The organism is Paenibacillus sp. 01T431, from assembly GCF_056398625.1.
This window is the reverse complement of the sequence record NZ_JBFTPT010000025.1, coordinates 1-25,187: the sequence shown is the minus strand read 5'-3', so window position 1 is coordinate 25,187 and position 25,187 is coordinate 1. Positions and strand designations below refer to the sequence as shown.

The following is a 25,187-nucleotide window of genomic DNA, read 5'->3' as shown; positions in this document are numbered from 1 at the left end:
CGTAGGGGGATTTACACTTGCAGAACGATATTCAAGAAGTATTGTACGACGCGCAGCAAATTGGTGAGAAGGTTAAGGAACTTGGTGCAACACTGAGTAAAGATTTTAATGGGCGTAATCCGCTCGTTATTTGTGTTTTGAAAGGCGCGTTTATTTTCATGGCTGATTTGGTTAAGGAAATTACAGTGCCGCTTGAAATTGATTTTATGGCTGTATCTAGCTACGGACAATCCACGAAATCATCTGGCGTTGTCAAAATTATTAAAGACCTCGATGTATCTGTCGAAGGCCGAGATGTTCTAATCGTTGAAGATATTATCGACAGCGGATTGACGCTTAGTTACCTAATTGACGTGCTAGAGCGTCGCAATGCGAAGTCTGTTACAGTTGTAACTTTGTTCGATAAGCCTGCTCGCCGTACAGTTGAATTGGAAGCAGACTATAAAGGCTTTACACTGCCTGATGAGTTTGTTGTCGGTTATGGACTGGATTATGCAGAGAAATATCGTAATCTCCCTTATATTGGTATTTTGAAGCCGCAAGTTTATCAAAAATAATTGCGATTCACCCGTACATGCCCTTCTCCGTACACCTCTATTGTTATGGAAAGTCATGATATGGTAAAATATTTTAAGCGTCTGAGAGGAGGTTGGGGATGAATCGGATCATCCGTAATACTGGTTTTTATTTAATTATCTTTTTGGTGACCGTTGGGATTTTTCAATTTATCAGCAGCCAAAATAACACGACCGTTGGATTGCGTTACGATGAACTCGTTGCAGCAATTGAGTCAGGGAATGTTAAAGAGTTAAGTGTTAAGTACGAGAACCAATCTTATTTTGTTTCCGGAAAATATAAAGTGAAACCTGCGGATGCAGAAAACGATCAATTCGTATCAAGGACCGGCGTTAGCGCTGAGCCTAAGATCGCTGAATGGTCGAAGCAGTATGGATTCGCTTATGAGACGAAGGAAATGGATCAGCCAAGCATTTGGCTTACATTCCTTACCTCCATTATTCCGTTTGTCATCATCTTTGTCCTGTTCTTCTTCTTGATGAATCAAGCTCAGGGCGGCGGCGGCAAAGTTATGAACTTTGGCAAGAGCAAAGCGCGGCTATACGATAATGAGAAGAAGCGGATTACATTCGAAGATGTCGCAGGCGCAGACGAGGAGAAGCAAGAGCTCGTTGAGGTTGTAGACTTCTTGAAGGACCCGCGGAAATTCAATTTAGTAGGCGCTCGTATACCGAAGGGCGTATTGCTTGTTGGTCCTCCGGGTACAGGTAAAACATTGCTTGCACGTGCAGTAGCAGGCGAAGCGGGCGTGCCGTTCTTCAGCATTTCCGGTTCTGATTTTGTAGAGATGTTTGTCGGTGTCGGTGCATCCCGTGTACGCGACTTGTTTGAGAACGCGAAGAAAAATGCTCCTTGTATCATCTTTATCGATGAGATTGATGCGGTAGGTCGTCAACGTGGCGCTGGTCTAGGCGGCGGACATGATGAACGTGAGCAAACGCTCAACCAATTGCTCGTTGAAATGGATGGCTTTGGTGCTAACGAAGGTATTATTATTATTGCAGCAACAAACCGTCCGGATATCCTTGATCCAGCGCTTCTGCGTCCAGGCCGTTTTGACCGTCAAATTACGGTTGACCGTCCAGACCTTAAGGGCCGTGAAGCGGTGCTTAAAGTACATGCGCGCAATAAGCCGTTATCCAAGGATGTTAAGCTTGAAGTTATCGCAAGACGTACAACAGGCTTTAGTGGTGCTGATTTAGAAAACTTACTTAATGAAGCAGCGCTCTTAGCTGCCCGTCGTAATAAGAAAGATATCGCCATGGTTGAAGTTGATGATGCGATTGACCGAATCATTGTTGGTACGGAGAAGAAAAGCCGTGTTGTCAGTGATCGTGAGAAACGTATTGTTGCTTACCATGAAGCAGGCCATACGATTGCAGGTTTCTTCTTGGAGCATGCGGATATGGTGCATAAGGTTACGATTATTCCTCGCGGACGTGCTGGCGGATATGTCATCATGCTTCCAAAAGAAGATCGTATGCTTGTAACGAAACAGGAGCTTCTGGACAAAATCACTGGTTTGCTTGCAGGCCGTGTAGCAGAGGAACTGTTTATTGGTGAAATTGGTACAGGTGCATATAGCGACTTTAAACAAGCGACAGGCATCGTACGCAGTATGATTATGGAATACGGTATGAGTGATAAGCTTGGACCGATGCAATTCGGCAGTTCACAAGGCCAAGTATTCCTTGGACGTGATATTGGACATGAGCAGAACTACTCTGATGCCATTGCATACGAGATAGATCAAGAAATGCAATCCATTATTACAGGCTGTTATGATCGTGCGAAGAAGCTATTAACAGAGAAGAGCAAAGAAATGCATTTGATTGCTCAAACGCTGCTTAATGAAGAAACGCTCGAAATGGATCAAATCAAACGTTTGGTTGAGACTGGTACTTTGGAAGGCGGTCCTTCTACTGATGCAGTCGAAACAAATGAGCCGACAACCGAGCCTATTATTGAGACGGTTGGAGACGTAAAGGTGCGCATCCAAACTCGTGATCAGGACGAAGCGAAAGCTCCGAACCTTGAGAAACGTGATCTAACAGAAGATCCAGATAAGAACGAATAGTATTTTATGGATATTTGTTAACGATAGTCGCTTTGCTACTTGTATAGAGTAGCGGGCGACTATTTTTTTCTTTATTAATGTTCGGATTTAGCCTATAATACGTGTATAAACCTCAGATGAAAAACAGAAATGCTCACATGGAGGTTTTGTCTATATTGGTCATACGTTACATAGATGTTACATGATGACGGTCATAACGTTTTTATGTCACTTAAACTGACATAAGTTATTGACGTTTATTTTTTTGTAACTATAATGAAATAATAGCGACCAGTATCAGCAAGAATAAGAATGTAACAGGGGTTGCCAAGCTACACAAAAATTAGAGCAGGGGAGAAAACACGCATGAAAAAGACATTTAGCTTTATGCTTGTAATGATGATCGCGTTGACACTAGTGTTGTCAGCTTGCGGTGGCAAGAAAAACAACGAGGGTGGCACGAACGGAGATAAAGGTACTACGCCTGCTGTTGAAAACGATGGTACTGGAAAAGGCAAAAAAATTGGTATGGTTACTGATGTTGGCGGCGTACACGATAAATCCTTTAACCAAAGCGCATGGGAAGCTCTTCAGAAAGTAAGTGCTGAGACTGGTGCGGAAACGAAGTTCTTGGAAAGTAAAGGCGAAGCAGACATGGAGCCGAACCTAAACAGCTTCGTTAAAGAAGGATATGACCTTACTTGGGGTATCGGTTTCTTGTTTAATGATGCACTAAGCAAAGTGGCTAAAGAAAATCCAGATGCTAAGCTAGCAGTAATTGACAGCGTAGTTGAAGCGCCAAACGTTGCTTCTATTACTTTCGCTGAAAACGAAGGATCTTTCCTTGTTGGTGTCGTTGCAGGTTTGATGACAAAAACAAATAAAGTTGGATTCGTTGGCGGTATGGAGATTCCGGTTATCAAGAAATTCGAAGCAGGCTTCAAAGCAGGTGTTGCTGCAGTTAAACCGGATGTAAAAGTTGAAGTTAACTATGCAGGTGACTTCGGTAAACCTGACCTTGGTAAATTGGCTGCATCAACAATGTACGATGGCGGTGCTGATATTATTTTCCACGCTGCTGGCGCTACAGGCAATGGTGTGTTCAATGAAGGTAAAGCGCGTAAAGACAATGGTGAAAACGTTTGGGTTATTGGTGTAGATAAGGACCAATCACTTGAGTTCGGTGATGAAATTACACTAACGTCCATGATGAAGGGCGTTGAAACTGCTGTTCATAAAGTATCCAAAGATCTACTCGCTGGAACATGGGCTGGCGGAACTGTACAAGAGCTAGGTTTGAAAGACGATGCAGTAGGCTTGCCAGAAACATCTAAGAAAAACGTTCCAGCTGATGTTCTTGCTGAAGTAGAGAAATACAAAGCAAAAATCGTTAGCGGCGAAATTAAAGTACCTACTGAATAGTTTTCTCCATTCAATGGTATCCTTTGATTGAGGATCGTTTGTTGATGAATCAGACAAGACCGGCTTCGGCCGGTCTTTGTTCTTTGTTGGGATAAGTAAGTGCTTTTAATGTCAAATTTTTTATGCATATTGAAGCAGTAAAAACCGGGGAGATGATGAGGAATGGACCGGAGCAAGGCGGCTGTACAGTTAAAGGGAATTACAAAGCGGTTTCCCGGATTGGTAGCTAACGATTCCATAAATTTTGAATTGAAGAAAGGTCAGATTCATGCGCTGCTTGGCGAGAATGGCGCAGGAAAATCGACCTTAATGAACATTGTGTTCGGACTATATCAACCGGACGAGGGCGAGATTTGGGTTAATGGTGAGAAAACAGTCATTGAGGGTGCCTCTAAAGCAATTGACCTTGGCATCGGAATGGTTCATCAACATTTCAAACTCGTACAGCCTTTTACCGTTGCAGAAAATATTGTGCTTGGCAATGAGCCTGTCAAAGGTATGAAAATCGACTACAAGCTCGCTAATGAGAAGGTTCGGGCGATATCCGAACGTTATGGTCTGAATGTAGACCCTCAGGCGCGAATTAAAGATATTACAGTAGGCATGCAGCAGCGTGTTGAAATTTTGAAAACGTTGTACCGCGGCGCCGAAATCGTTATTTTTGATGAGCCGACAGCTGTTTTGACGGTGCAGGAAATTGAGGAGCTAATCGAAATCATTCGCAACCTGGCTGCTGAAGGAAAGTCGATTATTATCATTACGCATAAATTGAAAGAAGTAATGGCTCTTGCAGATGCTGTAACCGTTATTCGACGCGGCAAGGTTATCAAGACAGTAACTACAGATGAGACGAATGAGCAGCAGCTTGCGGAATTAATGGTCGGCAGGGACGTATCCTTCGAGGTGAAGAAGACGAAGAACGAGCCTGGCGAAGTTATTTTATCTGTGGATGGATTGCAGATGAAAGGTGATCAAGGCAAAAATGTACTGGATGGTACGAGCTTCAACATTCGTGCAGGAGAGATTTTTGGCATAGCCGGTGTTGATGGCAATGGGCAAAGCGAGCTCATTTACGCTATAACAGGTATGCGCAAGCTGGACAGCGGCAGCGTTAAGCTGAATGGCAAGGATATGACGAATCATTCTCCGCGCCAAATATCGGTTGCGGGAGTAGGGCATATACCAGAGGATCGGCATAAGCATGGGCTGGTGCTAGATTTCTCAGTTAGTGAAAATATGATTTTGAATACGTATTTTGAGCCGGAATTCGGCCGTTCCATGTTTATTGATTACAACAGCATGGACAAGCTGTCTGAAAAGCTTGTTAACGAATTTGATGTTCGCTCATCAGGTATTCATACGCATGCTCGTCAGTTGTCTGGAGGAAACCAGCAGAAGGCTATTATCGCACGGGAGCTTCATAAAGATCCTGATTTGTTAATTGCGGTTCAGCCTACACGCGGTCTCGACATCGGCGCGATCGAATTTGTGCACAAGCGGTTGGTACAAGCTCGTAACGAAGGAAAAGCGATTTTACTCGTATCATTTGAGCTTGATGAGCTGTATGCACTGTCCGATCGAATTGCGGTCATGTATGAAGGCAAGCTAATGGGTGAGGTTGATGCTGAGCAAAGAGATGATCAGCAGCTTGGACTTATGATGGCTGGTAACAAAATAGCTGTACCTGCATCAGAGGGGAGAGGATAGCGTATATGGAAACCTTGAAAAAAATATTTAATAAATCGTCTATCCTTATTCCAATTGTGTCAATCATTCTTGGATTTGTGGTTGGCGCCATTGCCATGCTTGCTGGAGGGTACGATCCGATTCTAGCGTACACTTCTTTAATCAATAAGCTGTTTAGCACTCCTTACAATATGGGAGAAGCGGTTCGAGCAATTACACCATTGATCTTTACAGGTTTAGCCGTTTCCTTTGCTTTCCGTACAGGTCTATTCAATATCGGTGTTGAGGGACAATTTGTAATGGGCATGACTGGCGCGACAATCGTAGGCGTGCTGCTTGACCTGCCATGGTATATACATGCGCCTCTAGCTGTAATTACGGGTGCTGTATTCGGTGGCCTATGGGCGGGTATTGCTGGTTACTTGAAAGCGAAGCGTGGAGTAAATGAAGTTATTTCATCCATCATGCTGAATTGGATCGCATTGTTCCTCTCCAATTTTATCATTGCGAAGTTTCTTGTTGAGAAAGGCCAGCAGAAGTCGATGCCGGTTCATGAATCAGCTATGGTGAAAATTGATTGGCTTATTAAATTGACAGACAACGCTCGTATGCACTGGGGTACGATCGTTGCGCTCATTTGTATCGTTGTATTTTATTTCGTGTTATGGCGTACGAAACAAGGCTATGAGCTTCGTGCTGTTGGACATAATCCGGATGCAGCGTTATATGCGGGTATGAACGTTAACGTAACGATGGTTAAGTCGATGTTTATAAGCGGCGTATTCGCTGGTCTGGGCGGCGTGTTTGAAATTTTAGGCGTGTTCGGCAACCAGACCGTTATGGCCGCTTCTCCGGGCTATGGGTTTGATGGTATTGCGGTAGCGCTCCTTGGCGGCAATACGCCGATTGGTGTATTCCTTGGTGCAATCTTATTCGGTGGACTCAGCTACGGTTCAGCAGGCATGAGCTTTGGTGCGGGTGTTCCTCCTGAGGTCGTGCGTATCGTAATCGGCGCCGTTATTTTCTTCGTTGCTTCGCATGGATTGGTGAAGTGGTTCTTAAAGCCTTTTCTAAATAAACGTGCAAGCAAGCGGAAGGAGGCGGTGTAGGATGAACGTGCTAGACATCATTGGACAACTTATTAATACAACGCTCGTGTTCTCCACCGCACTCATTTTTACAGCGCTTGGCGGTATGTACTCAGAGCGCTCAGGTGTTGTGAACATCGGACTAGAGGGCTTGATGGTTTCAGGGGCGTTCGCCGCGGCAGTTGCAACGGAGTATGCGATACAAGCTGGGTTAGGCAGTGCTTCACCGTGGATTGGATTTATAGCTGCAGCTATTTATGGTACGTTATTTGCTTTATTGCATGCGATATCAACGATCACGTTCCGTGCGGATCAAACCGTCGTCGGTGTCGTTATTAACATTCTATCGCTTGGCTTAGCGCTTTACCTAACCAAAAGCATTTATGATGGATCAGGTCAAACGCCGCTTTTGGCTAATGTGTTCCACAAAGTGAAAATACCTTATTTATCTGATATTCCGTTGCTCGGGAAAGCTATTTTCACCGCGTATCCGACGACGTATATTGTCCTAGCTATCGCAGTAATCAGTTATTTCGTCTTGTTCCATACGCCATTTGGCTTGCGTCTGCGTGCGGTGGGCGAACATCCGAGCTCTGCGGATACCGTTGGTATTAGCGTAACGAAATACCGTTATATCGGCGTATTGCTCAGCGGCGCGCTTGCAGGCCTTGGCGGTGCGACAATTACGTTGACGACGACTAGCAGCTTTGCGCATAATACGATTTCTGGGCAAGGATTTATTGCGCTCGCAGCACTGATTTTCGGCAAATGGAATCCGCTTGGCGTTGTAGGAGCAGCAATGTTCTTCGGTCTAGCTCAGGCGCTTAGAAGCTTTGCACAGCGCTTTGAATTCTCGCAGCATATTCCAGTTGAATTTTTCTACATGCTGCCGTACGTTTTGACATTGATCGTTTTGGCAGGAGCTGTTGGTCGTTCAAATGCGCCCTCAGCACTTGGTCAACCTTACGATCCAGCAAAAAGATAATTCAATATGGTCTCTCTCCATCGCGGAGAGAGACTTTTTTTATTTCGTTGCTAATACAAGTGATGACGGAGGTCGCGATTATATAGTAAAAAAGGTTCATTTACGAAGAATGTGAGTGAGATACAGCGATCAAAATAATTTATTTTAAATTGCTGCCTTAAAAAGGCCTTTAACGCATTGACAGTAGCATCTACCGCGTGTAAATTAAAACTTAATCAAATGAATTTATCCCTTTTGGTTTAAACTATAGGTAAGCGACTTTCTAAGTTTGTGCATCAATTCACAAAGTTCAGCTTGCCGTATAACGGAATGGGTTATCGCCCATCCCTCATAAGAGGAGAGGATCTACTGTGGAAGCACTGGCACTGGAACGCAAGGCGGAGCAAAACCGAGAGCTGCGTGAACGGTTGTTACAGTTGAAGAAAGAACGGAATGCTATCATTTTAGCTCATTATTATCAACGTGATGAAATTCAAGAGGTAGCTGATTTCCGTGGAGATTCCTTCCTGCTTGCGCAGAAGGCTGCACAAACGGATGCTGAAGTTATTGTTTTTTGCGGCGTTCACTTTATGGGTGAGAGCGCAAAAATTTTGGCTCCTAATAAAACCGTTATCATTCCCGACGAGCGTGCGGGCTGTCCGATGGCCGACATGGTAAGTGTTGATGGCTTGCGTAAGCTGAAAGCGCAGCACCCGAATGCAAAGGTCGTTACTTACATTAACTCGTCTGCTGAGATCAAAGCGGAGACTGATATTTGCTGCACATCGGCAAATGCGGTTAAAGTTGTCAATTCGGTTGAAGGCGACGAGATCATCTGGGTACCAGATAAGAACCTAGGCCACTATGTGCAGCAGAATACCGATAAGAAAATGATTATCTGGGAAGGTTACTGCAATACGCACGATATGCTGACGGTTAAAGACGTAGAAGAAATGAAAGCGAAATATCCTAATGCGCAATTCGTTGTGCATCCGGAATGTCGTCCTGAAGTCGTTGAGCTAGGCGACTTTGTAGGCAGTACAACCGCTATTATTAAATATTGTAAAGAATCAGATTGCCAAGAATTTATCGTGGGAACAGAAGATGGCACTGGCTATCAGCTTCGTTTAGACAGCCCAGGTAAAACTTTTCATTTTGCATCTAAATATTTGGTGTGCCCTAACATGAAAGTAAATAATTTGAAGAAACTAGTGAAATGCTTGGAAACGATGCAGCCTCAAATCTACGTACCGCCACATGTTGCAGATCAAGCCCGTTTATCCTTGGAGCGCATGCTACTCGTGAAGTAGTATGCGCTGCTTCTACGCTTGGAGGAGCCAATGATGATTCCTAGATATTTAGTCGATGTGCAGTTAAGTGAGCTGCCTGTTATAGAAAAAGATGTGATTGTAATTGGGGCCGGCATTGCCGGTCTTTTTACCGCTATACGAGCAAGTGAAAACAATTCTGTCCTCATGATTACGAAAAAATCGCTGCTCGACAGCAATACGCGTTATGCGCAGGGCGGTATCGCTGCGGTTATTTCGGATGAGGATTCGCCGGCTTACCATAGACAAGATACACTCGTAGCGGGTGCAGGCTTATGTTCTAATGAAGCGGTTGATGTACTCGTTCATGAGGGACCCAAAGGTGTTCGCAGCTTAATAAAGATGGGGACGCAATTCGATCTGGAGAATGGCGAGTTTGCGCTTACGAAGGAAGGAGCGCATAGCCAGCGGCGTATTTTGCATGCTAACGGGGATGCTACTGGTTTCGAGATCGTACGAGCATTGTCCGAAACGGCTATTGCCAATCCTAAGATCGAAGTTTGGGACGACCATTTTGTTATTGATTTGGTTACACAGGACGGCGAATGCTGTGGTGTCATTGTACAGAAGCCAAGCGGTGCGCGGTTGTTTGTAAGAGGCAAAGCCGTCATTTTAAGCTCAGGCGGGGCTGGCCAGTTGTACCGTTACACGACAAATCCTGAGGTTGCCACAGGAGACGGCATTGCGATGGCTTATCGAGCAGGGGCATACATACAGGATGTCGAGTTTATTCAGTTCCACCCTACCTCTCTATGTTATCCAGGCGCGCCAAGGTTTTTGATATCAGAGGCTGTGCGCGGCGAAGGGGCGTATCTTCGTAATATTAAAGGAGAGCGCTTCATGGAACGCTACCATGAGCAGCTGGAGCTGGCACCGCGTGATGTTGTGGCGAGAGCCATCGTCAGTGAAATGGAAGAGACGAAATCGACCTTCGTTTATATTGATATTACACATGAATCACCGGAAATGGTAAAGCACCGTTTTCCTACTATATATGAATATTGCTTAAAATACGGCCTCGATTTGACGTCGGACTGGATTCCGGTTGCGCCAGCTATGCATTATATGATGGGCGGAGTGAAAACCGACCTAAATGGGGAAACGAATATAAAGCGTTTATTCGCTTGCGGCGAAGTATCCTCAACAGGTGTACACGGCGCTAATCGATTAGCGAGCAATTCGCTATCCGAGGCCATTGTATTTGGCAGAAGAATTGTAAAACGAATCGATGAGCTTCCGAGTCTTACGATTCAGCCTAATATTAGTAATGAGATAGAACGGAGCAGTACATCAATCCAAGCTGTCGTAGAAAGACGGCTTAAGCTGCAAAAGATTATGGTCCGTTACGCTGGCTTGCGCCGCGATGCAAGTGGTCTTATGAAGGGTCTTGAGGAATTGAAACGGCAGTTGCCTATCTATCAATCCGTTCTGACGGGGCGTGAGGAATACGAATTTGCTAATCTGCTCACCTGTGCCCTGCTGACTACGGAAGCTGCACTCTCTCGGGAGGAAAGCCGTGGAGCGCATTTCCGTGAGGATTTCCCGGTACGCGATGATGCAATGTGGAGAAAGCATACGGTGTTACACCGTCTATATGGATTGACGGAGGAGCGAATAGAGGATGTTTGAATGGATGGCAGGCGGTTATAATGCGGCAGTGCGTGAGCAAATTCGCGGATGGCTTGCAGAGGATATAGGCAGTGGGGATATTACGACCGAAACGACGATTCCAAGGGACTCGCGTTCCAAAGCCGTTATTCATGTGAAGGAAAGCGGTATAATTGCAGGGCTTCCGATTGCGAAGCTCGTATTTGAGGTTGTTGATTCGTCACTTGTCTTTGATTCCAAAGTACAGGATGGCGAGTATGTAAACAAGGGTACGATTATCGCCACCGTAGAGGGCAGTACGCATAGCCTATTAACCGGAGAGCGACTTGCGCTTAACTTAATGCAACGGCTGTCTGGCATTGCGACTAAGACACGTTCTTTCATCGATGCGCTTGAAGGATTGCCGGTTCGGCTTGTCGATACTCGCAAGACAACCCCAGGCCATCGGATGCTGGAGAAGTATGCAGTGCGTGTGGGGGGCGGCGCTAACCACCGATTTGGTTTATACGATGCAGTTATGATTAAAGATAACCATATTAAAGGCTCTGGCGGCATTCGTGCTGCGGTTGAAGCTGCGCGCAGTAAAATTCCACACACAATGAAGATTGAAGTAGAGACAGAATCGTTAGCGCAAGTGGACGAAGCACTTGCTTGTGGCGCAGACATTATTATGCTGGACAATATGTCTACAGATTTGATGAAGGAATGTGTAGCTCGAATTAAAGCAGCTTCTCCTCACGTTATCGTAGAAGCATCTGGCGGTGTCTCTTTAGAAACCGTTAAAGGTATCGCAGCTAGCGGCGTTGATGTCATTTCGGTAGGCGGATTGACTTATTCCTTCCATGCGCTCGATATTAGCTTGGATTTGAATGAGAAGAAGGGTGGGGAGTCGCTTTGATCCTCGTCATTGATGTTGGAAATACGAATATTGTGCTAGGTATCTATAAAGGAAAAGAACTTTTGCACCATTGGCGGCTGAGCACCAATCGTTCTGCTACAGTAGATGAATACGGCATTAACATTCATAATCTGTTTCATTATGCGGGCGTGAAGCTGGAACAAATGGAAGGCGTCATTATTTCATCGGTTGTTCCACCGTTGATGCGGACACTCGAGCAGCTTTGTCTCAAATATTTGCGTAAAGTTCCCCTAGTCGTAGGGCCTGGCGTCAAAACCGGATTAAACATCCGCTATGAGAATCCGCGTGAGGTTGGGGCTGATCGGATCGTCAATTCGGTGGCGGGCATCGTAAAATACGGCTCACCGCTTATTGTTGTTGATTTCGGTACAGCAACGACCTTTGACTATATTGATGAAGGCGGCAATTACTTGGGCGGTGCCATTGTTCCGGGGATCGGCATTTCTACCGAAGCGCTTTATCAGCGCGCCGCTAAGCTGCCGCGTATTGAGCTTGTGAAGCCGAAAAGTGTCATTGGACGCAATCCTGTAACATCGATGCAGGCTGGCATTATTTTTGGATACGCAGGACAGGTTGACGGTATTGTTAAACGGATACGCACAGAATTTGGTGTCACACCACGTGTAATCGCAACCGGCGGCTTAGCTGAGTTAATCGCTGCTGAATCGGAAACGATAGAAGAGGTTGATCCGCTGCTCACACTTGAAGGATTGAGAATTATATATGAACGCAATCAGGAGGGATTTTGATGGAAAATCAGCTGAAGGACGTGCTGGTGCGAGGGACGGCATGGAATGGCAAGATTCGAGTGTTCGCGGCTCGCACGACTCAGCTTGTTGAAGAGCTTCGCCAAAGGCATGGTACATATCCAACGGCTACAGCAGCGTTAGGGCGTACATTAACAGCAGGTGCTATTATGGGCGCTATGCTGAAAGGGCAAGAAAAACTGACGATTCAAGTAAAGGGCGACGGTCCAATCGGCCAGATCGTTGTTGATGCCAATGCAGACGGAGAGGTTCGCGGATACGTTGATCATCCTGAAGTTCATTTGGCAAGCAACGCAATGGGTAAGCTTGACGTAGCCGGAGCTGTTGGACGCACTGGTTATCTTCATATTACAAAGGATTTAGGGATGAAGGAACCATACCGTGGCAGTATTCCGATTGTATCGGGTGAACTCGGCGAGGATTTCACATACTATTTCGCGGTGTCCGAACAGACGCCTTCGGCGGTTGGTCTTGGCGTCTTGGTAGATACGGATAACTCGGTGCTGCATGCCGGCGGGTTTATCGTTCAGCTTATGCCTGGTTTGACGGACGATGAGATTACAAAACTGGAGCAAGCGGTTGGAACGATGCCGCCTGTAACGACCTTGCTTGATCAAGGAGAGTCACCGGAGGGGCTGCTGCGCCGGATTGTAGGGGAAGATGGTGACCTTCACATTCACGATACGATGGACTTGAAGTTTCAATGCTTCTGTTCCTCCGAGCGTGTAGAGCAGACACTTCTCAGTTTAGGTGAGCATGAGCTGCAACAAATTATTGATGAAGATGGAAAAGCGGAAGTCGTTTGCCAATTTTGCAACGAAGCGTATACATTTGAACGGGCTCAGCTAAAGCTGCTGCTTGAACAAGCGAAACCAAAGCCGATCCAATAATCGGAGGCATTAGGGCAATGAGGAAATACGAGGTGCTGAAGGCCGTTGTCATCCTTCAAGCCGTATGCATGGTGGTATTATCGGTAGTCGTCGTAATTAGAGTGTGGCCGGGTCATGATCGACAGCTGGATAATCAGCAGCCAACGAATGTCGGCAGTGGGGAAGAAACGGCTGAACCGAGCAAGCCAGGCCAAACACCAACAAATCAATCGGATGGTAGTCGTGTTATCGCTAAAGTGGGCAAGGAAAACATTACGCTTGCAGATTTGGAAGGTGAGCTTCATTCGCAATATGGAGCTGCCGTTCTGCGCACGTTAATGGTTCATAAAGCGATTGATTTAGAAGCTGCAGCCTCTGAGCTAAGCATACTTGCAGAAGAGCAAAGCCGTGAGCTTGATAAAATGATTGAAGGCTACGATAGTGAAGAACGTTTTTTTGAAGTCATGCAAGAGCAATTAGGCATGAGCCGGGAACAGGTGTTGGAGGACTTGCATTACCGCTTGCTTCTGGAGAAAATTGTCGTGCGAAGCATTCATGTTTCAGATGAAGAGGTTGAACGCTATATAACCGATCATCCTGAGGAATTTGATGAGAAAATGCAGCTGCATCTGCAATGGATTATAACGGAGACGATGAAGGAAGCTAAATCCGTGATGGGGCTTTTATCGGATGGCGAGGATTTTGCTGAGATGGCACATTCCTATTCCATTGATTCTTTTACAGCAGATACAGGCGGTGATCTCGGCTTGATTGATAAAGATGACCCATTCTATAACCGCGAAATGATGGAAACAGCCAGTCGTTTGCGGGTAGCTGAAATTGCTGGTCCGATTAAGGTAGATGGGGGTTATGCGGTTATTCGTCTTATCGAGCGCCAAATGACAACGAATATGTCGGGCGGCAGGCTGCAAGATACCGTACGCAAGCAGCTGGCGCTTGAACGTGCAGACTCATTTACCAAAATTGAGGATAAGCTGCTAGAGAAATATGATGCTGTGAAAACAGAATAGCTTTGCCCGGTGCTGCGTTTTCATTGGAGCGTTAAAGTCACTATTGACAACGGATGCAAGAGATTGTTAAGATGTAATTAGTGAAAATACCAACTGAATTAGTCGGAATAAGGAGGCAGTTATTTCCATGGCCAAAATTGTACAAAGTGTTCTAGATCTTATCGGTGACACTCCGCTTGTTCGTTTAAACCGTCTCGTGCCTGAGGGCAGTGCAGAAGTTTATGTGAAACTTGAATATCAAAATCCAGGTGCAAGTGTAAAAGACCGTATTGCAATCAGTATGATTGAGGTAGCTGAGCAAGAGGGAATCATAAAACCAGGCGATACTATTATTGAGCCTACTAGTGGAAATACAGGAATTGGACTAGCACTTGTAGCAGCTGCAAAAGGCTATAAGGCTATTCTTGTTATGCCTGAAACGATGAGTATTGAGCGTCGCAACCTGCTTCGCGCTTACGGTGCAGAGCTTGTATTGACGCCGGGTTCTGAGGGTATGAACGGTGCTGTTCGCAAAGCGGAAGAACTAGCTGCTGAGAACACGAACTACTTCCTGCCGCAACAATTCAAAAACCAAGCAAACGTTAAGGTTCACCGCGAAACGACAGGTCCTGAGATCGTCGAAGCGATCAATTCCCTTGATGGTAAGCTTGATGCGTTCGTTGCCGGTATCGGAACTGGCGGAACGATTTCAGGTACTGGTGAAGTGCTTAAGAAAAACTTCGACGGTATTAAAATTTACGCGGTAGAGCCTGCTGCTTCACCGATCCTCTCTGGCGGCAAACCAGGTGCTCACAAAATTCAAGGTATCGGCGCAAACTTTGTTCCTGATATTTTGAACCGTGATATCTACGACGCTGTCATTACAATTGAGAACGAAGATGCGTTTGAATACGCTCGTCGTGCAGCGAAAGAAGAAGGCATTCTTTGCGGAATTTCCTCTGGCGCAGCGATCTATGCGGCATTGCAAGTTGCGAAAGAGCTTGGCGAAGGAAAACGTGTTGTTGCGATTGTTCCAAGCAACGGCGAACGCTACCTTTCCACACCGCTGTTCAACTTCGAAAACTAATTTTTACTGCCTATATCGAACAGCCTTTCATTCCTCGGAATGGAAGGCTTTCTTTTTACTTAGCTATTCTGTATACTGAGCAAAATAAGTCAAGTATTCGGGGGTTGAAGGTGATGATCACCGCGATAGAGCAATGGACTCGGTGGCACGCCGAACAGAAATATACGACGCTGCCATTCGTTAAAGAATTACCCTTTGAGTTCGGTAATCGGGCGAACGTAACGTCATGGGAAGAAGTATGGCAGGACGCTTCGCCGCATGCTTTTGTACTAGAAAGCGGCAAGGACGGACGATATACGTATTTGGGATTGCATCCTGACGGGGTTATCCGTGGAAAAGGGGTGCAAGCAGAGTCGATACAATTCCATTCGCTAGAGGAGCAAAGCAAGCGCCGCTGGGAAGGTAAGCCGCTTGAGGTTGTGAGAGAATGGATGAGCGGTTTGCTGGGGCCGAAGCTTGAGAATGGGCCTAAGTGGGTTGGCGGCTGTATCGGATTCTGGGGTTACGATGTCATCCGTTCGATCGAACGATTACCGGTGCTAGCCGAGGATAATCAGGATATTCCCGATTATTTATTCATGCAAATGAATGAGATATGGATAATCGACCATGAGCAATCAAAAGTGTATTGTGCTGTCCATTCAAAAGTAGATCAAGATGCGGATCAAGAGGAGCTGCGTGCTGCTTATGACCGTGCTTCATCTAGAGCGGAAGGGATGACCGACTACTGGTTAACCTGGTTTGATGAAGAGCGTGCCCAGGCGAAGGCGATATCGCTTCGAGCAGAACGTCAGCGCTTGTTGACAGACGATTTACTGCAATTGGATGTGGATTCGATTACTGGCATCACATCGCCTTTCTCGAAGCAAGCATACATGGACGCTGTTCGCAGCATTCAGCGATATATTGAGCAGGGTGACGTTTTTCAAGTGAATTTGTCCGTTCGTCAGAGCAAAGCGATTGCGGCTGCGCCGGAAGAGCTTTATGAATGGATTCGACTAGTTAACCCATCGCCATATATGGGGTTTCTGCGTTGTCCTGATTTTCAGATTGTATCTGCATCCCCTGAACTTCTCGTTGAGCTCAATGATAACAAGCTGATCACAAGACCGATAGCTGGAACGCGTAGACGCGGGCGAACGGAGGAAGAGGATCGGCGCCTGGCTGACGAACTTCTCACGAATGAGAAGGAGCGGGCGGAGCATATTATGCTCGTTGACTTGGAGCGGAACGATCTTGGGCGGATTTCAACCTATGGTACGGTTAAGGTCGAAGAGTTTATGGTTATTGAACAATATTCGCATGTTATGCATCTTGTTTCTCAGGTAGTAGGACAGCTTGCAAACGGAAAAGATGCTTACGATGTTATATCGGCTACCTTCCCCGGAGGAACGATTACAGGTGCTCCAAAAATTCGCACAATGGAAATCATAGAAGAGCTTGAACCGACACGTAGAGGACCGTATACGGGCTCGCTTGGATGGATTGACTACAGCGGGGATATGGAATTTAATATTATTATTAGAACAATGGTGCTTCAGGAAGGCGTTGTTCATATTCAAGCGGGAGCAGGCATCGTTATTGATTCTGAGCCGGAGCGGGAATATAAAGAATCGCTAAACAAGGCGAAGGCATTATGGAAGGCCATTCAGTACAGCGAACGGTTTGCAGCAGTCGATTTGGCAGCGGAAACGGAAAAAGGGGGAGCCTTAACATGATACTTGTCATCGATAATTATGATTCATTTACGTACAATTTAGTACAGTATTTGGGTGAGCTTGGGGAAGATATTACGGTAAAAAGAAATGACGAAATAGATTTAGCCGGGATCGAAGCATTAGCGCCCGATCATATTCTAATATCACCAGGTCCGTGTTCACCGAATGAAGCGGGCATTAGTTTATCTCTAATCGAGCATTTCAAAGGTAAAATCCCGATTTTTGGCGTATGTCTTGGTCATCAATCGATCGGACAAGCATTTGGCGGGGAAGTGGTACGTGCGGAGAAGCTGATGCACGGCAAAACGTCTGCCATTTATCATCAAGGAAAATCTGTGTTTGAAGGTTTGCCATCACCTTTTACCGCTACTCGCTATCATTCTCTTATCGTACGCCGTGAAACGCTGCCTGATTGCTTGGAAATAACAGCGGAAACCGATGAAGGAGAAATTATGGGTTTGCGTCATAAGGAATATGCAATTGAAGGGGTGCAATTTCACCCTGAGTCCATTATAACGGAGCATGGCTTGACGATGCTTCGTAATTTCTTGCAAAATCGGACGGGCGCAGTGCGATGAAGGTCGAACTGAACGGCTCCGTAATGGATGCGAGCGAAGCCGTGATCTCAGTTTATGATCACGGCTTTTTGTACGGTATAGGTTTGTTCGAGACTTTCCGCACCTATGAGGGGAAGCCTTACTTACTAGACAGGCATATGAAGCGGTTATGCTCAGGCTGTGATCAGCTAGGAATTCAGTACTCGCTTAATATGGAGGAGCTGCGCAGCTCCGTTAACGAGCTTCTTGAGGCGAATGAATTAAAAGATGGCTATATAAGACTAACCGTCAGTGCAGGCGAAGCTGAGCTAGGGTTGCCGACAGGAGATTATGAACAGCCGAATGTGTTAATGCTTGTAAAGGCTTTGCCGCCGGTTAATGATGCGGTTCATATGCGCGGACGGGAGCTGCGGCTTTTGCAGACAAGGAGGAATACGCCTGAGGGTGAGGTTCGCTTTAAGTCTCTCCATTATATGAACAATATTATTGCTAAGCGAGAGCTGCTTGCCAGTGGTGCTGCGCCTGGGGCCGAGGGTCTTATGCTCAGCCGAGAAGGATGGTTGGCGGAGGGAATCGTGAGCAACTTGTTTTTTGCTAAGGACAATGTTGTATATACGCCTGAACTGGCCACCGGCATATTGCCGGGCATTACGCGCGAGCGAGTTCTGGAGCTGGCTGGCAGTGCAGGGTATGAAACGAAAGAGGGCCTTTATAGCTTGGAGAAGCTGCAAACGGCCGATGAGATTTGGCTCACCAATTCCATTCAGGAGCTCGTTCCTGTTACTCTGTTATCAGAAGCTGGCGGGGTGAGTAGAGTTATCGGCAACGGTCAAGCAGGGTCTATTACGAAGCAATTGCTTACTCTTTACCGACAGACGACAATTGACGGTGATGCTGGAGCTATCTAAGCTCTGTAATCATGTAACATTAAGAAGAAGGATGGCGGTCTAACAATGGATCAACAACCAAATTTCTATAAAAGAGCATATGAGTTTGGCAGCGGAACGAGGCTGGAGCTAGGCGGGCGTACGTTGATTATGGGCATTTTGAATGCGACACCTGATTCTTTCTCGGACGGCGGGAGCTATACGAGTGTTGATGCGGCTCTTGCCCGTGCGAAAGCGATGGTGGAGGAAGGCGCTGATATTATTGATATTGGCGGTGAATCGACACGTCCAGGATTTGAACCGGTGGGAGTGGAGGAAGAGCTGCGGCGTATCCTTCCTGTTATTCAGGCATTGCGTAAGGCGCTGCCGCACATTCCTTTATCCATCGATACATACAAAGCTGAGACTGCGCGGCACGCGCTAGAGGCGGGCGCTCATATCATTAATGACATTTGGGGGCTTAAGGGCGACCCTAATATGGCCGCAGTTGCAGCTGAATATGCTTGTCCTGTCATCATCAATCATAACCGCCATGCGAGAGACTATAATGATTTTGTTCCCGATGTACTTGCAGATTTGCAGGGCAGTGTAAGCATTGCGCGAACGGCTGGCATCGCTGAAGATCAAATCTGGCTAGATCCAGGTATTGGTTTTGCCAAAACCTATGAGGATAATCTGGAGCTGCTTGGCCGTCTATCCGAGCTRCATGCACTTGGATATCCGGTTCTGCTTGGCACCTCGCGTAAACGTTTCATTAAGCAGACGCTGAATCTGCCTGTTGATGAGCTTGTTGAGGGAACGGCTGCTACGGTTGCTCTTGGCATTGCGCACGGCTGCCAAATCGTACGTGTGCATGATGTGCGTGCAATTAAGCGTACCGCACTTATGACGGACGCCATTTTATATCGACATTAATTGTGTTGTTGAATGCCATTTCTTATTTTAAATAAGGTACATCGTTAGGAGAGTGACTATAATGGATAAAATGCTGATCAAAGGGATGAGGTTTTACGGCTACCACGGCGTATTTCCTGAAGAAAACAAGCTAGGCCAGAAATATTATGTGGATGTTGAGCTCAATATGGATTTGGAGCAAGCGGCGTTAACCGATGATTTGAACAGTACGGTGAATTATGCAGAAATCCACGCTCTCACGAAAACGATTGTAGAGGGCCCTCCGTTTAAGCTTATCGAAGCTTTAACAGGTCACATTGCATCGCAAGTACTGGAAGTTTATACTATGGTAAATGAAGTGACGGTTCGAGTAACGAAGCCAAACCCGCCGTTTGATATCCATTTTGACGGAGTAACGGTAGAACTGCGCAGAAAGCGGGACAATGATGGACGAACAATTCCCGCTTGATGGCGCACAGGCAGAGGCATATATTGCTTTAGGATCTAACATGGGAAACCGTGAGCAACTGCTGCTGGAAGCGATTAGCCTCATCGATGCGCACCCGAGCATCGTGGTAAGCAGAGTGTCAGGCATGTATGAGACTGATCCGGTAGGCTACACAGAGCAACCGCCCTTTATCAATATGGCATTAGCTGTACGAACGACACTATCTCCATTAATGCTTTTGCGTCAGCTTTTGGAGTACGAGCAGCAGCTCGGTAGAGTTCGACAAATTCGTTGGGGACCGAGAACCATTGACCTTGATCTGCTCCTATACGATAATGTCAGAATGGATCAAGAGGAATTAACTTTGCCGCATCCGCGTATGATGGAGCGGTCGTTCGTTCTCGTTCCGCTGCATGATGTTTTGGATCAAACACATCGGCTGCAGTCCGAGGTAAGCGCAGTATCTGAAGCAGCGCTTCTGGATGGAAAGGAAGGCATTACGTTATGGAAAACAATCAATTGGCGCAGCGCGTCAGAGCCTTTCGAAAGCTGAAGGGCTATACTCAGCAGGAGCTGGCCAAGGAGCTTGGCGTATCGGTGGCCGTTCTTGGCTCATTGGAGCGAGGAACAAGAAAGACGGATACGAAGTTATTAAATCATATCGCTAAGACGCTCGGAATCAGCTATGAGGAATTAATGTCTGATAACCGTGAATAGTGCTGTCTGGTACACAAGACATGAACAATAAGCAGTTAGAAGAGGAGGAAGGAGTGACATGCTGAAAATCGGTGGCATCGAAATGAAGAACAGAGTGGTGCTAGCGCCGATGGCAAGCGTGTGCTATCCTGCCTTTGATTAATTGCCAAGGAGTTTGGAACGGGTCTTGTATGTGCGGAGATGGTAAGCGACAAGGCCATTTTGCATGGTAGTATACGGGTAAGGCTAATTGGGACATTATAAAGGATGTCAAAGTAGCGGTATCGATTCCCGTAATTGGGAATGGCGACGTTTTCTCACCAGAGGATGCAAAAAGGCTGCTCGAACATACAGGCCGTGATCCGATGGTAGCGATTTTGGAAAACTACGTCCACTCGCTTGGAGAGGACGAAGAATTCCAAGCTGTCAGTGCTGTTCCAGCAAAGAAGCGGGTTCTGCAGAAGTAGGCGCTTACTAAAATACAAATAGATCGGTTATGCGATTTACCCTGTAACGGGAGCGAGCCGACACCATTCGACAAAAGCCGCTATCATGCGGCTTCTGCTCTACATTTCAGAAATGAAACGGTTTCAATGGGTCGTCTGGCTTTGATTGACATTCAGGGTAACTTTGCAATATAATCGTGCAATATAATCTAACGAAGACATCAAGAGCGCTTCAAACAACAGTTGGTATGAGGAATAAGAAGCGTAATATATTAGGTAACAGTGAATTCATACAAGGTATGAAAAATTAGTCACATGACAGGAGAATCGGAAAGATGAACGATAAGCAAATCATTCTGACTCAAGAAGGGCTGCGAAAGCTCGAAGATGAATTAGAGAACCTAAAGTCGGTCAAGCGTCGTGAAGTAGCTGAACGTATTAAAGTAGCAATTGGCTATGGTGATATAAGCGAAAACTCGGAATATGAAGATGCGAAGAATGAGCAAGCATTTATCGAAGGCCGCGTTCTTACCCTTGAGAAAATGTTGCGCAATGCGCGTATTATAAATAATGACGATATTGATATTGATACCGTGAGCATCGGTTCGATCGTAACGGTTGAGGATATGGAGTATGGCGACACAATGGATTATTCCATTGTTGGTACAGCGGAAGCCGATCCTTTGCAAAACAAGATTTCAAATGAAAGCCCGGTTGGTAAAGCGATTCTAGGCAAGAAAAAAGGCACCGTTGTTGAAGTTAGCGTACCAGTCGGCATTATTCAATACAAAATTCTCGATATCAAAAAATAATGTTTGCTATGAGCGGTTCAAAAAGCTTCCTTGTAGGAAGCTTTTTGAACGTTTAAAATATAAGAACGTATATTACAGGTCTATACATTGCTTATATTTTATTGCGAAACGAGATTTTGCTGCATGAATCCGGTGACAGCTGCTTGCTTTTGCCGAATGATCAAGGAGATGAAAGAAGTGGAACAAGAAAACAATGAACAGCAGGAGCTAAGTGAGCTCTTGCAAATTCGCAGAAACAAATTGGACGAGCTTAGAGGGTTAGGTGTGGATCCATTTGGCCGAAAGTTCGAACGCACTCATAACGCCGAAGATATTGTACAAGCCTATGAAGGGCTTAGCAAAGAAGAAATAGAAGAAAAAGCGGTTGAAGTGCGTATTGCTGGCCGTATTATGCAGAAACGCGGTATGGGCAAAGCGGGTTTTGCTACGATTCAAGATTTGAGCGGCAAGGTTCAAATTTATGTTCGTAAAGATTCCGTTGAAGAGCATAAGTTTGCAGCTTTTGATTTGCTAGATATCGGTGACATCATTGGCGTAGTAGGCGTTGTATTCAAAACGAATACAGGCGAAGTCTCTGTCAAAGCACGTGATATTGAAGTTTTGACAAAGTCGCTTCTTCCATTGCCTGATAAATATCATGGCTTGAAAGACGTAGAGCTTCGTTATCGTCAGCGTTATGTTGACCTTATCGTGAATCCCGACGTCCAACAAACCTTTATTACTCGTTCCAAAATCATTCAATCCATGCGTCGCTACCTAGATTCCCGCGGGTATTTAGAAGTAGAAACACCAACGCTGCATTCCATTGCAGGCGGTGCTGCAGCACGCCCTTTCGAAACGCATCATAATGCGCTGGACATGCAGCTCTACATGCGTATTGCAATCGAGCTTCATTTGAAGCGACTGATTGTAGGCGGATTGGAGAAAGTATATGAGATCGGCCGTGTATACCGGAATGAGGGGATTTCGACTCGCCACAATCCAGAGTTTACAATGATTGAGCTTTACGAGGCTTATGCTGATTACAAGGATATTATGGCATTGACAGAGAATGTCATCGCACATATTGCGCAAGAGGTTCTTGGAACAACGAAAATCACTTATCAAGGCCAAGAGATTGATTTGACACCTCAGTGGCGTCGCGTCAGCATGGTTGAGCTTGTCAAAGAAACGACTGGCGTAGATTTCGGCGTGGAAATGAGCGACGAGGAAGCCCATCGTTTGGCGAAAGAACACAAAGTTGCCGTTGATCCGCATATGACATTTGGTCATATTCTCAACGCTTTCTTTGAACAGTTCGGTGAGCACACGCTTATTCAGCCAACCTTTGTTACAGGACATCCGGTTGCTATTTCGCCGCTTGCTAAGAAGAGCGAAGCAGATCCACGCTTCACCGATCGTTTTGAGCTATTCATCGTAGCACGTGAGCATGCTAATGCATTTACGGAGCTTAACGATCCGATTGATCAGCGTGAGCGTTTCGAGTCGCAGCTTGTTGAGCGTGAGCATGGAAATGACGAGGCGCATGAGATGGATGAAGACTTTATCCGCGCTCTGGAATACGGCATGCCGCCAACAGGCGGACTAGGAATCGGTATCGACCGATTGATCATGCTTCTAACAGATGCTCCATCTATTCGTGATGTACTGTTGTTCCCTCATATGAGAGATCAGCGTTCTGCTGAATAAGAAAGAAACAAGGAACCGTTTGGCTTTTAGCAGCCAATGGTTCTTTTTTTTCTAATATCGAGAATTTGCAACAACAATCCTTAAAAACATTCAAATTATGATTGATATTGTAGTACAATCTATTGATTTGCTAGATTCATATGGTAGAATAGAACTAATAAAGCGCTACACGATAACGGCAAACCTATYGAAAGGTAGGGACGCAAAGCTAAAGGGCCTTCCGTATGATGGCAGCCAGCTACCGAATGAACAGGCTTTTTTTTGTTTGTATAGGGGAAATTCATCACAAAGCGCTTCACACGATAATGGCAAACCTATCGAAAGGTAGGGACGCAAAGCTAAAGGGCCTTCCGTAAGATGGCAGCCAGCTACCGAAGGGAGTATATTCATGCGTAAATTTATGTTAGTCATCGCAGCTTTTGTTCTTTTTGCATCCATCCATGTAACGGTCGTTCAGGCAAATGAAGCGGACTCTTCTGATTGGCTCAATACGGGGAATTTAGATAAAGGTGTTGTCTCCGTACAATATGCAGTGAACACTAAAGTGAAAACGAAGCTTATGATCGCAAAAGGCGCATCAAACTATACATATAATCTAACCGGCGGAAAAACAGCTGAGAAGTTTCCATTGCAGCTTGGCAATGGCGAATATACGATATCTGTTCTAGAGAATACAACAGGCAACAAATACAAACTGGCGAAGAAAGAAACCGTGACGCTTGATTTGAAAGACAACAAGGTTTTGTACTTGAATTCCATCCAGAACATTGACTGGTCGAATGCGAGCAGCGCCATCGTCAAGGCAAAAGAATTAGCGAGCAATAAAAAAACGGATATGGAGAAAGTAAAGGCAATCTACGAGTATATTATTACGAATGTAAGTTATGATAATCAATTAGCTGCTAATCTGTCAGTTGATTACCTCCCCAATATTGATCGCACATTTAAATCGAGAAAGGATATCTGCTACGGATACGCTTCATTGTTTGCGGCAATGCTGCGGAGCGTGGATATCCCTACGAAGCTCTTGATGGGACAATCTACTTATGTGGATGTTTATCATGCTTGGAACGAAGTGTACTTGGATGGGAAATGGGTTACGATTGATACGACTGTTGATGCGGGTCTAAAGAAGGGCAAGAAAAAGTATGAGCTTATCAAGGATGCAGCTCAATATACAGTTACAAAAACATATTAGAAGTCATACGAGCTTGCGGAAATCGCAGAGCTCGTTTTTTTATGTCTTTCTTCAATATAGGTGCGGAGGAAGCGAAGCAACGATTACGCAATTAGAAGGCAAATAGGAGTGTTGAAAACTTTTTCGTAAATAATGAAAAAAACACTTGCAATGCTATATACGCCTATGATATATTATCTAGGTCGCCAACGAGATACACGGTCGACAAGAGAGAAAAGATTGCTCTTTGAAAACTGAACAACGAGTAATAACTGCCTCGCAAATCCTTCGGGATAAGCGAAAAAAGCGATAAAAAGTAATGAGCATTTCAAACACCAATTTGGAGAGTTTGATCCTGGCTCAGGACGAACGCTGGCGGCGTGCCTAATACATGCAAGTCGAGCGGAGTTGATGAGGTGCTTGCACCTCTGATACTTAGCGGCGGACGGGTGAGTAACACGTGGGTAACCTGCCTATAAGACT

Annotated in this window: 24 protein-coding genes, 1 rRNA gene, 1 pseudogene and 2 riboswitches; all 26 genes and pseudogenes read left to right on the top strand. The window is 45.7% G+C overall.

What is annotated here, in order from left to right; translation table 11 throughout:
* The first annotated feature begins 17 nt into the window (after positions 1-17).
* The gene (gene hpt, locus AC1DM9_RS30635; RefSeq protein ID WP_339205901.1) at positions 18-557 is read left to right on the top strand and encodes a hypoxanthine phosphoribosyltransferase; all 540 of its coding nucleotides are present in this window, start codon (positions 18-20) and stop codon (positions 555-557) included.
* A gap of 98 nt (positions 558-655) precedes the next feature.
* The gene (gene ftsH / locus AC1DM9_RS30630; protein ID WP_441912652.1) at positions 656-2,653 is read left to right on the top strand and encodes an ATP-dependent zinc metalloprotease FtsH; all 1,998 of its coding nucleotides are present in this window, start codon (positions 656-658) and stop codon (positions 2,651-2,653) included.
* A 345-nt stretch (positions 2,654-2,998) separates the two neighbouring features.
* On the top strand, positions 2,999-4,054 hold the full coding sequence (locus tag AC1DM9_RS30625) for a BMP family lipoprotein (RefSeq protein ID WP_441885233.1): 1,056 nt from the start codon (positions 2,999-3,001) through the stop codon (positions 4,052-4,054).
* A 162-nt stretch (positions 4,055-4,216) separates the two neighbouring features.
* A complete protein-coding gene (locus tag AC1DM9_RS30620; protein ID WP_477583856.1) occupies positions 4,217-5,761 on the top strand; it encodes an ABC transporter ATP-binding protein in 1,545 nt (514 codons plus the stop codon).
* Positions 5,762-5,766: 5 nt separating this feature from the next.
* The gene (locus tag AC1DM9_RS30615) at positions 5,767-6,849 is read left to right on the top strand and encodes an ABC transporter permease (protein ID WP_477583854.1); all 1,083 of its coding nucleotides are present in this window, start codon (positions 5,767-5,769) and stop codon (positions 6,847-6,849) included.
* Between the two features lies 1 nt (position 6,850).
* Positions 6,851-7,813 (top strand): ABC transporter permease, encoded by a 963-nt coding sequence (locus AC1DM9_RS30610; RefSeq protein ID WP_076271308.1) that lies wholly within the window; start codon positions 6,851-6,853, stop codon positions 7,811-7,813.
* A 350-nt stretch (positions 7,814-8,163) separates the two neighbouring features.
* Entirely contained in the window at positions 8,164-9,102 is a 939-nt protein-coding gene (nadA, locus tag AC1DM9_RS30605) for a quinolinate synthase NadA (RefSeq protein ID WP_054025832.1), read from the top strand.
* A 33-nt stretch (positions 9,103-9,135) separates the two neighbouring features.
* Positions 9,136-10,749: an L-aspartate oxidase gene (nadB, locus tag AC1DM9_RS30600; RefSeq protein ID WP_477511780.1), complete on the top strand. Its 1,614-nt coding sequence runs from the start codon at positions 9,136-9,138 to the stop codon at positions 10,747-10,749.
* The gene (gene nadC / locus AC1DM9_RS30595) at positions 10,742-11,626 is read left to right on the top strand and encodes a carboxylating nicotinate-nucleotide diphosphorylase (protein ID WP_477511770.1); all 885 of its coding nucleotides are present in this window, start codon (positions 10,742-10,744) and stop codon (positions 11,624-11,626) included. The genes nadB and nadC overlap by 8 nt, the downstream gene beginning before the upstream one ends.
* Positions 11,623-12,396: a type III pantothenate kinase gene (locus AC1DM9_RS30590; protein ID WP_076271311.1), complete on the top strand. Its 774-nt coding sequence runs from the start codon at positions 11,623-11,625 to the stop codon at positions 12,394-12,396. The genes nadC and AC1DM9_RS30590 overlap by 4 nt, the downstream gene beginning before the upstream one ends.
* Entirely contained in the window at positions 12,396-13,304 is a 909-nt protein-coding gene (gene hslO, locus AC1DM9_RS30585; RefSeq protein WP_477583852.1) for an Hsp33 family molecular chaperone HslO, read from the top strand. Before AC1DM9_RS30590 ends, hslO begins: the two co-directional genes overlap by 1 nt.
* Before the next feature lie 17 nt (positions 13,305-13,321).
* Complete coding sequence (locus AC1DM9_RS30580; RefSeq protein WP_477583850.1) at positions 13,322-14,314, top strand: peptidylprolyl isomerase; 993 nt, start codon at positions 13,322-13,324, stop codon at positions 14,312-14,314.
* Between the two features lie 127 nt (positions 14,315-14,441).
* Positions 14,442-15,380 carry a cysteine synthase A gene (cysK, locus tag AC1DM9_RS30575; protein WP_054025838.1) on the top strand — a complete coding sequence of 313 codons (939 nt, stop codon included), beginning with the start codon at positions 14,442-14,444 and terminating at the stop codon, positions 15,378-15,380.
* Between the two features lie 113 nt (positions 15,381-15,493).
* Complete coding sequence (locus tag AC1DM9_RS30570) at positions 15,494-17,098, top strand: anthranilate synthase component I family protein (protein ID WP_477583847.1); 1,605 nt, start codon at positions 15,494-15,496, stop codon at positions 17,096-17,098.
* Positions 17,095-17,676, top strand: coding sequence for an aminodeoxychorismate/anthranilate synthase component II (gene pabA / locus AC1DM9_RS30565; protein WP_076271315.1), 582 nt, complete (start codon positions 17,095-17,097; stop codon positions 17,674-17,676). The genes AC1DM9_RS30570 and pabA overlap by 4 nt, the downstream gene beginning before the upstream one ends.
* On the top strand, positions 17,673-18,563 hold the full coding sequence (gene pabC / locus AC1DM9_RS30560; protein ID WP_477583845.1) for an aminodeoxychorismate lyase: 891 nt from the start codon (positions 17,673-17,675) through the stop codon (positions 18,561-18,563). Before pabA ends, pabC begins: the two co-directional genes overlap by 4 nt.
* Before the next feature lie 45 nt (positions 18,564-18,608).
* Positions 18,609-19,457 carry a dihydropteroate synthase gene (folP, locus tag AC1DM9_RS30555; protein WP_441885219.1) on the top strand — a complete coding sequence of 283 codons (849 nt, stop codon included), beginning with the start codon at positions 18,609-18,611 and terminating at the stop codon, positions 19,455-19,457.
* A 61-nt stretch (positions 19,458-19,518) separates the two neighbouring features.
* The gene (gene folB, locus AC1DM9_RS30550; RefSeq protein ID WP_339205914.1) at positions 19,519-19,905 is read left to right on the top strand and encodes a dihydroneopterin aldolase; all 387 of its coding nucleotides are present in this window, start codon (positions 19,519-19,521) and stop codon (positions 19,903-19,905) included.
* Positions 19,880-20,437, top strand: coding sequence for a 2-amino-4-hydroxy-6-hydroxymethyldihydropteridine diphosphokinase (folK, locus tag AC1DM9_RS30545; protein WP_477551999.1), 558 nt, complete (start codon positions 19,880-19,882; stop codon positions 20,435-20,437). Before folB ends, folK begins: the two co-directional genes overlap by 26 nt.
* Entirely contained in the window at positions 20,389-20,601 is a 213-nt protein-coding gene (locus AC1DM9_RS30540; protein WP_054025845.1) for a helix-turn-helix domain-containing protein, read from the top strand. The genes folK and AC1DM9_RS30540 overlap by 49 nt, the downstream gene beginning before the upstream one ends.
* Before the next feature lie 58 nt (positions 20,602-20,659).
* Positions 20,660-20,826, top strand: a pseudogene (locus AC1DM9_RS30535) (tRNA-dihydrouridine synthase); the annotation flags it as partial.
* An 11-nt stretch (positions 20,827-20,837) separates the two neighbouring features.
* Positions 20,838-21,047: a tRNA-dihydrouridine synthase gene (locus tag AC1DM9_RS30530; protein ID WP_477583895.1), complete on the top strand. Its 210-nt coding sequence runs from the start codon at positions 20,838-20,840 to the stop codon at positions 21,045-21,047.
* 314 nt (positions 21,048-21,361) lie between these two features.
* A complete protein-coding gene (gene greA, locus AC1DM9_RS30525; protein WP_076271320.1) occupies positions 21,362-21,838 on the top strand; it encodes a transcription elongation factor GreA in 477 nt (158 codons plus the stop codon).
* 168 nt (positions 21,839-22,006) lie between these two features.
* Positions 22,007-23,527, top strand: a complete 1,521-nt coding sequence (gene lysS, locus AC1DM9_RS30520; protein WP_477583893.1) for a lysine--tRNA ligase — start codon at positions 22,007-22,009, stop codon at positions 23,525-23,527.
* A 167-nt stretch (positions 23,528-23,694) separates the two neighbouring features.
* A riboswitch (cyclic di-GMP riboswitch) is annotated at positions 23,695-23,773 on the top strand.
* Between the two features lie 51 nt (positions 23,774-23,824).
* Positions 23,825-23,903: riboswitch (cyclic di-GMP riboswitch) on the top strand.
* 12 nt (positions 23,904-23,915) lie between these two features.
* Positions 23,916-24,725 carry a transglutaminase-like domain-containing protein gene (locus AC1DM9_RS30515; protein WP_477511779.1) on the top strand — a complete coding sequence of 270 codons (810 nt, stop codon included), beginning with the start codon at positions 23,916-23,918 and terminating at the stop codon, positions 24,723-24,725.
* 316 nt (positions 24,726-25,041) lie between these two features.
* Positions 25,042-25,187 (top strand): 16S ribosomal RNA (locus AC1DM9_RS30510); the annotation flags it as partial.

Bases quoted from the DNA above. Each gene is read 5' to 3' on its own strand.
- AC1DM9_RS30580 (WP_477583850.1), top strand. From the start codon at position 13,322: ATGAGGAAATACGAGGTGCTGAAGGCCGTTGTCATCCTTCAAGCCGTA.
- nadB (WP_477511780.1), top strand. From the start codon at position 9,136: ATGATTCCTAGATATTTAGTCGATGTGCAGTTAAGTGAGCTGCCTGTT.
- lysS (WP_477583893.1), top strand. From the start codon at position 22,007: ATGAAAGAAGTGGAACAAGAAAACAATGAACAGCAGGAGCTAAGTGAG.
- AC1DM9_RS30610 (WP_076271308.1), top strand. From the start codon at position 6,851: ATGAACGTGCTAGACATCATTGGACAACTTATTAATACAACGCTCGTG.
- pabA (WP_076271315.1), top strand. From the start codon at position 17,095: ATGATACTTGTCATCGATAATTATGATTCATTTACGTACAATTTAGTA.
- folK (WP_477551999.1), top strand. From the start codon at position 19,880: ATGATGGACGAACAATTCCCGCTTGATGGCGCACAGGCAGAGGCATAT.
- AC1DM9_RS30570 (WP_477583847.1), top strand. From the start codon at position 15,494: ATGATCACCGCGATAGAGCAATGGACTCGGTGGCACGCCGAACAGAAA.
- nadC (WP_477511770.1), top strand. From the start codon at position 10,742: ATGTTTGAATGGATGGCAGGCGGTTATAATGCGGCAGTGCGTGAGCAA.
- hslO (WP_477583852.1), top strand. From the start codon at position 12,396: ATGGAAAATCAGCTGAAGGACGTGCTGGTGCGAGGGACGGCATGGAAT.
- AC1DM9_RS30540 (WP_054025845.1), top strand. From the start codon at position 20,389: ATGGAAAACAATCAATTGGCGCAGCGCGTCAGAGCCTTTCGAAAGCTG.
- ftsH (WP_441912652.1), top strand. From the start codon at position 656: ATGAATCGGATCATCCGTAATACTGGTTTTTATTTAATTATCTTTTTG.
- pabC (WP_477583845.1), top strand. From the start codon at position 17,673: ATGAAGGTCGAACTGAACGGCTCCGTAATGGATGCGAGCGAAGCCGTG.
- AC1DM9_RS30620 (WP_477583856.1), top strand. From the start codon at position 4,217: ATGGACCGGAGCAAGGCGGCTGTACAGTTAAAGGGAATTACAAAGCGG.
- AC1DM9_RS30625 (WP_441885233.1), top strand. From the start codon at position 2,999: ATGAAAAAGACATTTAGCTTTATGCTTGTAATGATGATCGCGTTGACA.
- folB (WP_339205914.1), top strand. From the start codon at position 19,519: ATGGATAAAATGCTGATCAAAGGGATGAGGTTTTACGGCTACCACGGC.
- AC1DM9_RS30615 (WP_477583854.1), top strand. From the start codon at position 5,767: ATGGAAACCTTGAAAAAAATATTTAATAAATCGTCTATCCTTATTCCA.
- greA (WP_076271320.1), top strand. From the start codon at position 21,362: ATGAACGATAAGCAAATCATTCTGACTCAAGAAGGGCTGCGAAAGCTC.
- AC1DM9_RS30515 (WP_477511779.1), top strand. From the start codon at position 23,916: ATGCGTAAATTTATGTTAGTCATCGCAGCTTTTGTTCTTTTTGCATCC.
- cysK (WP_054025838.1), top strand. From the start codon at position 14,442: ATGGCCAAAATTGTACAAAGTGTTCTAGATCTTATCGGTGACACTCCG.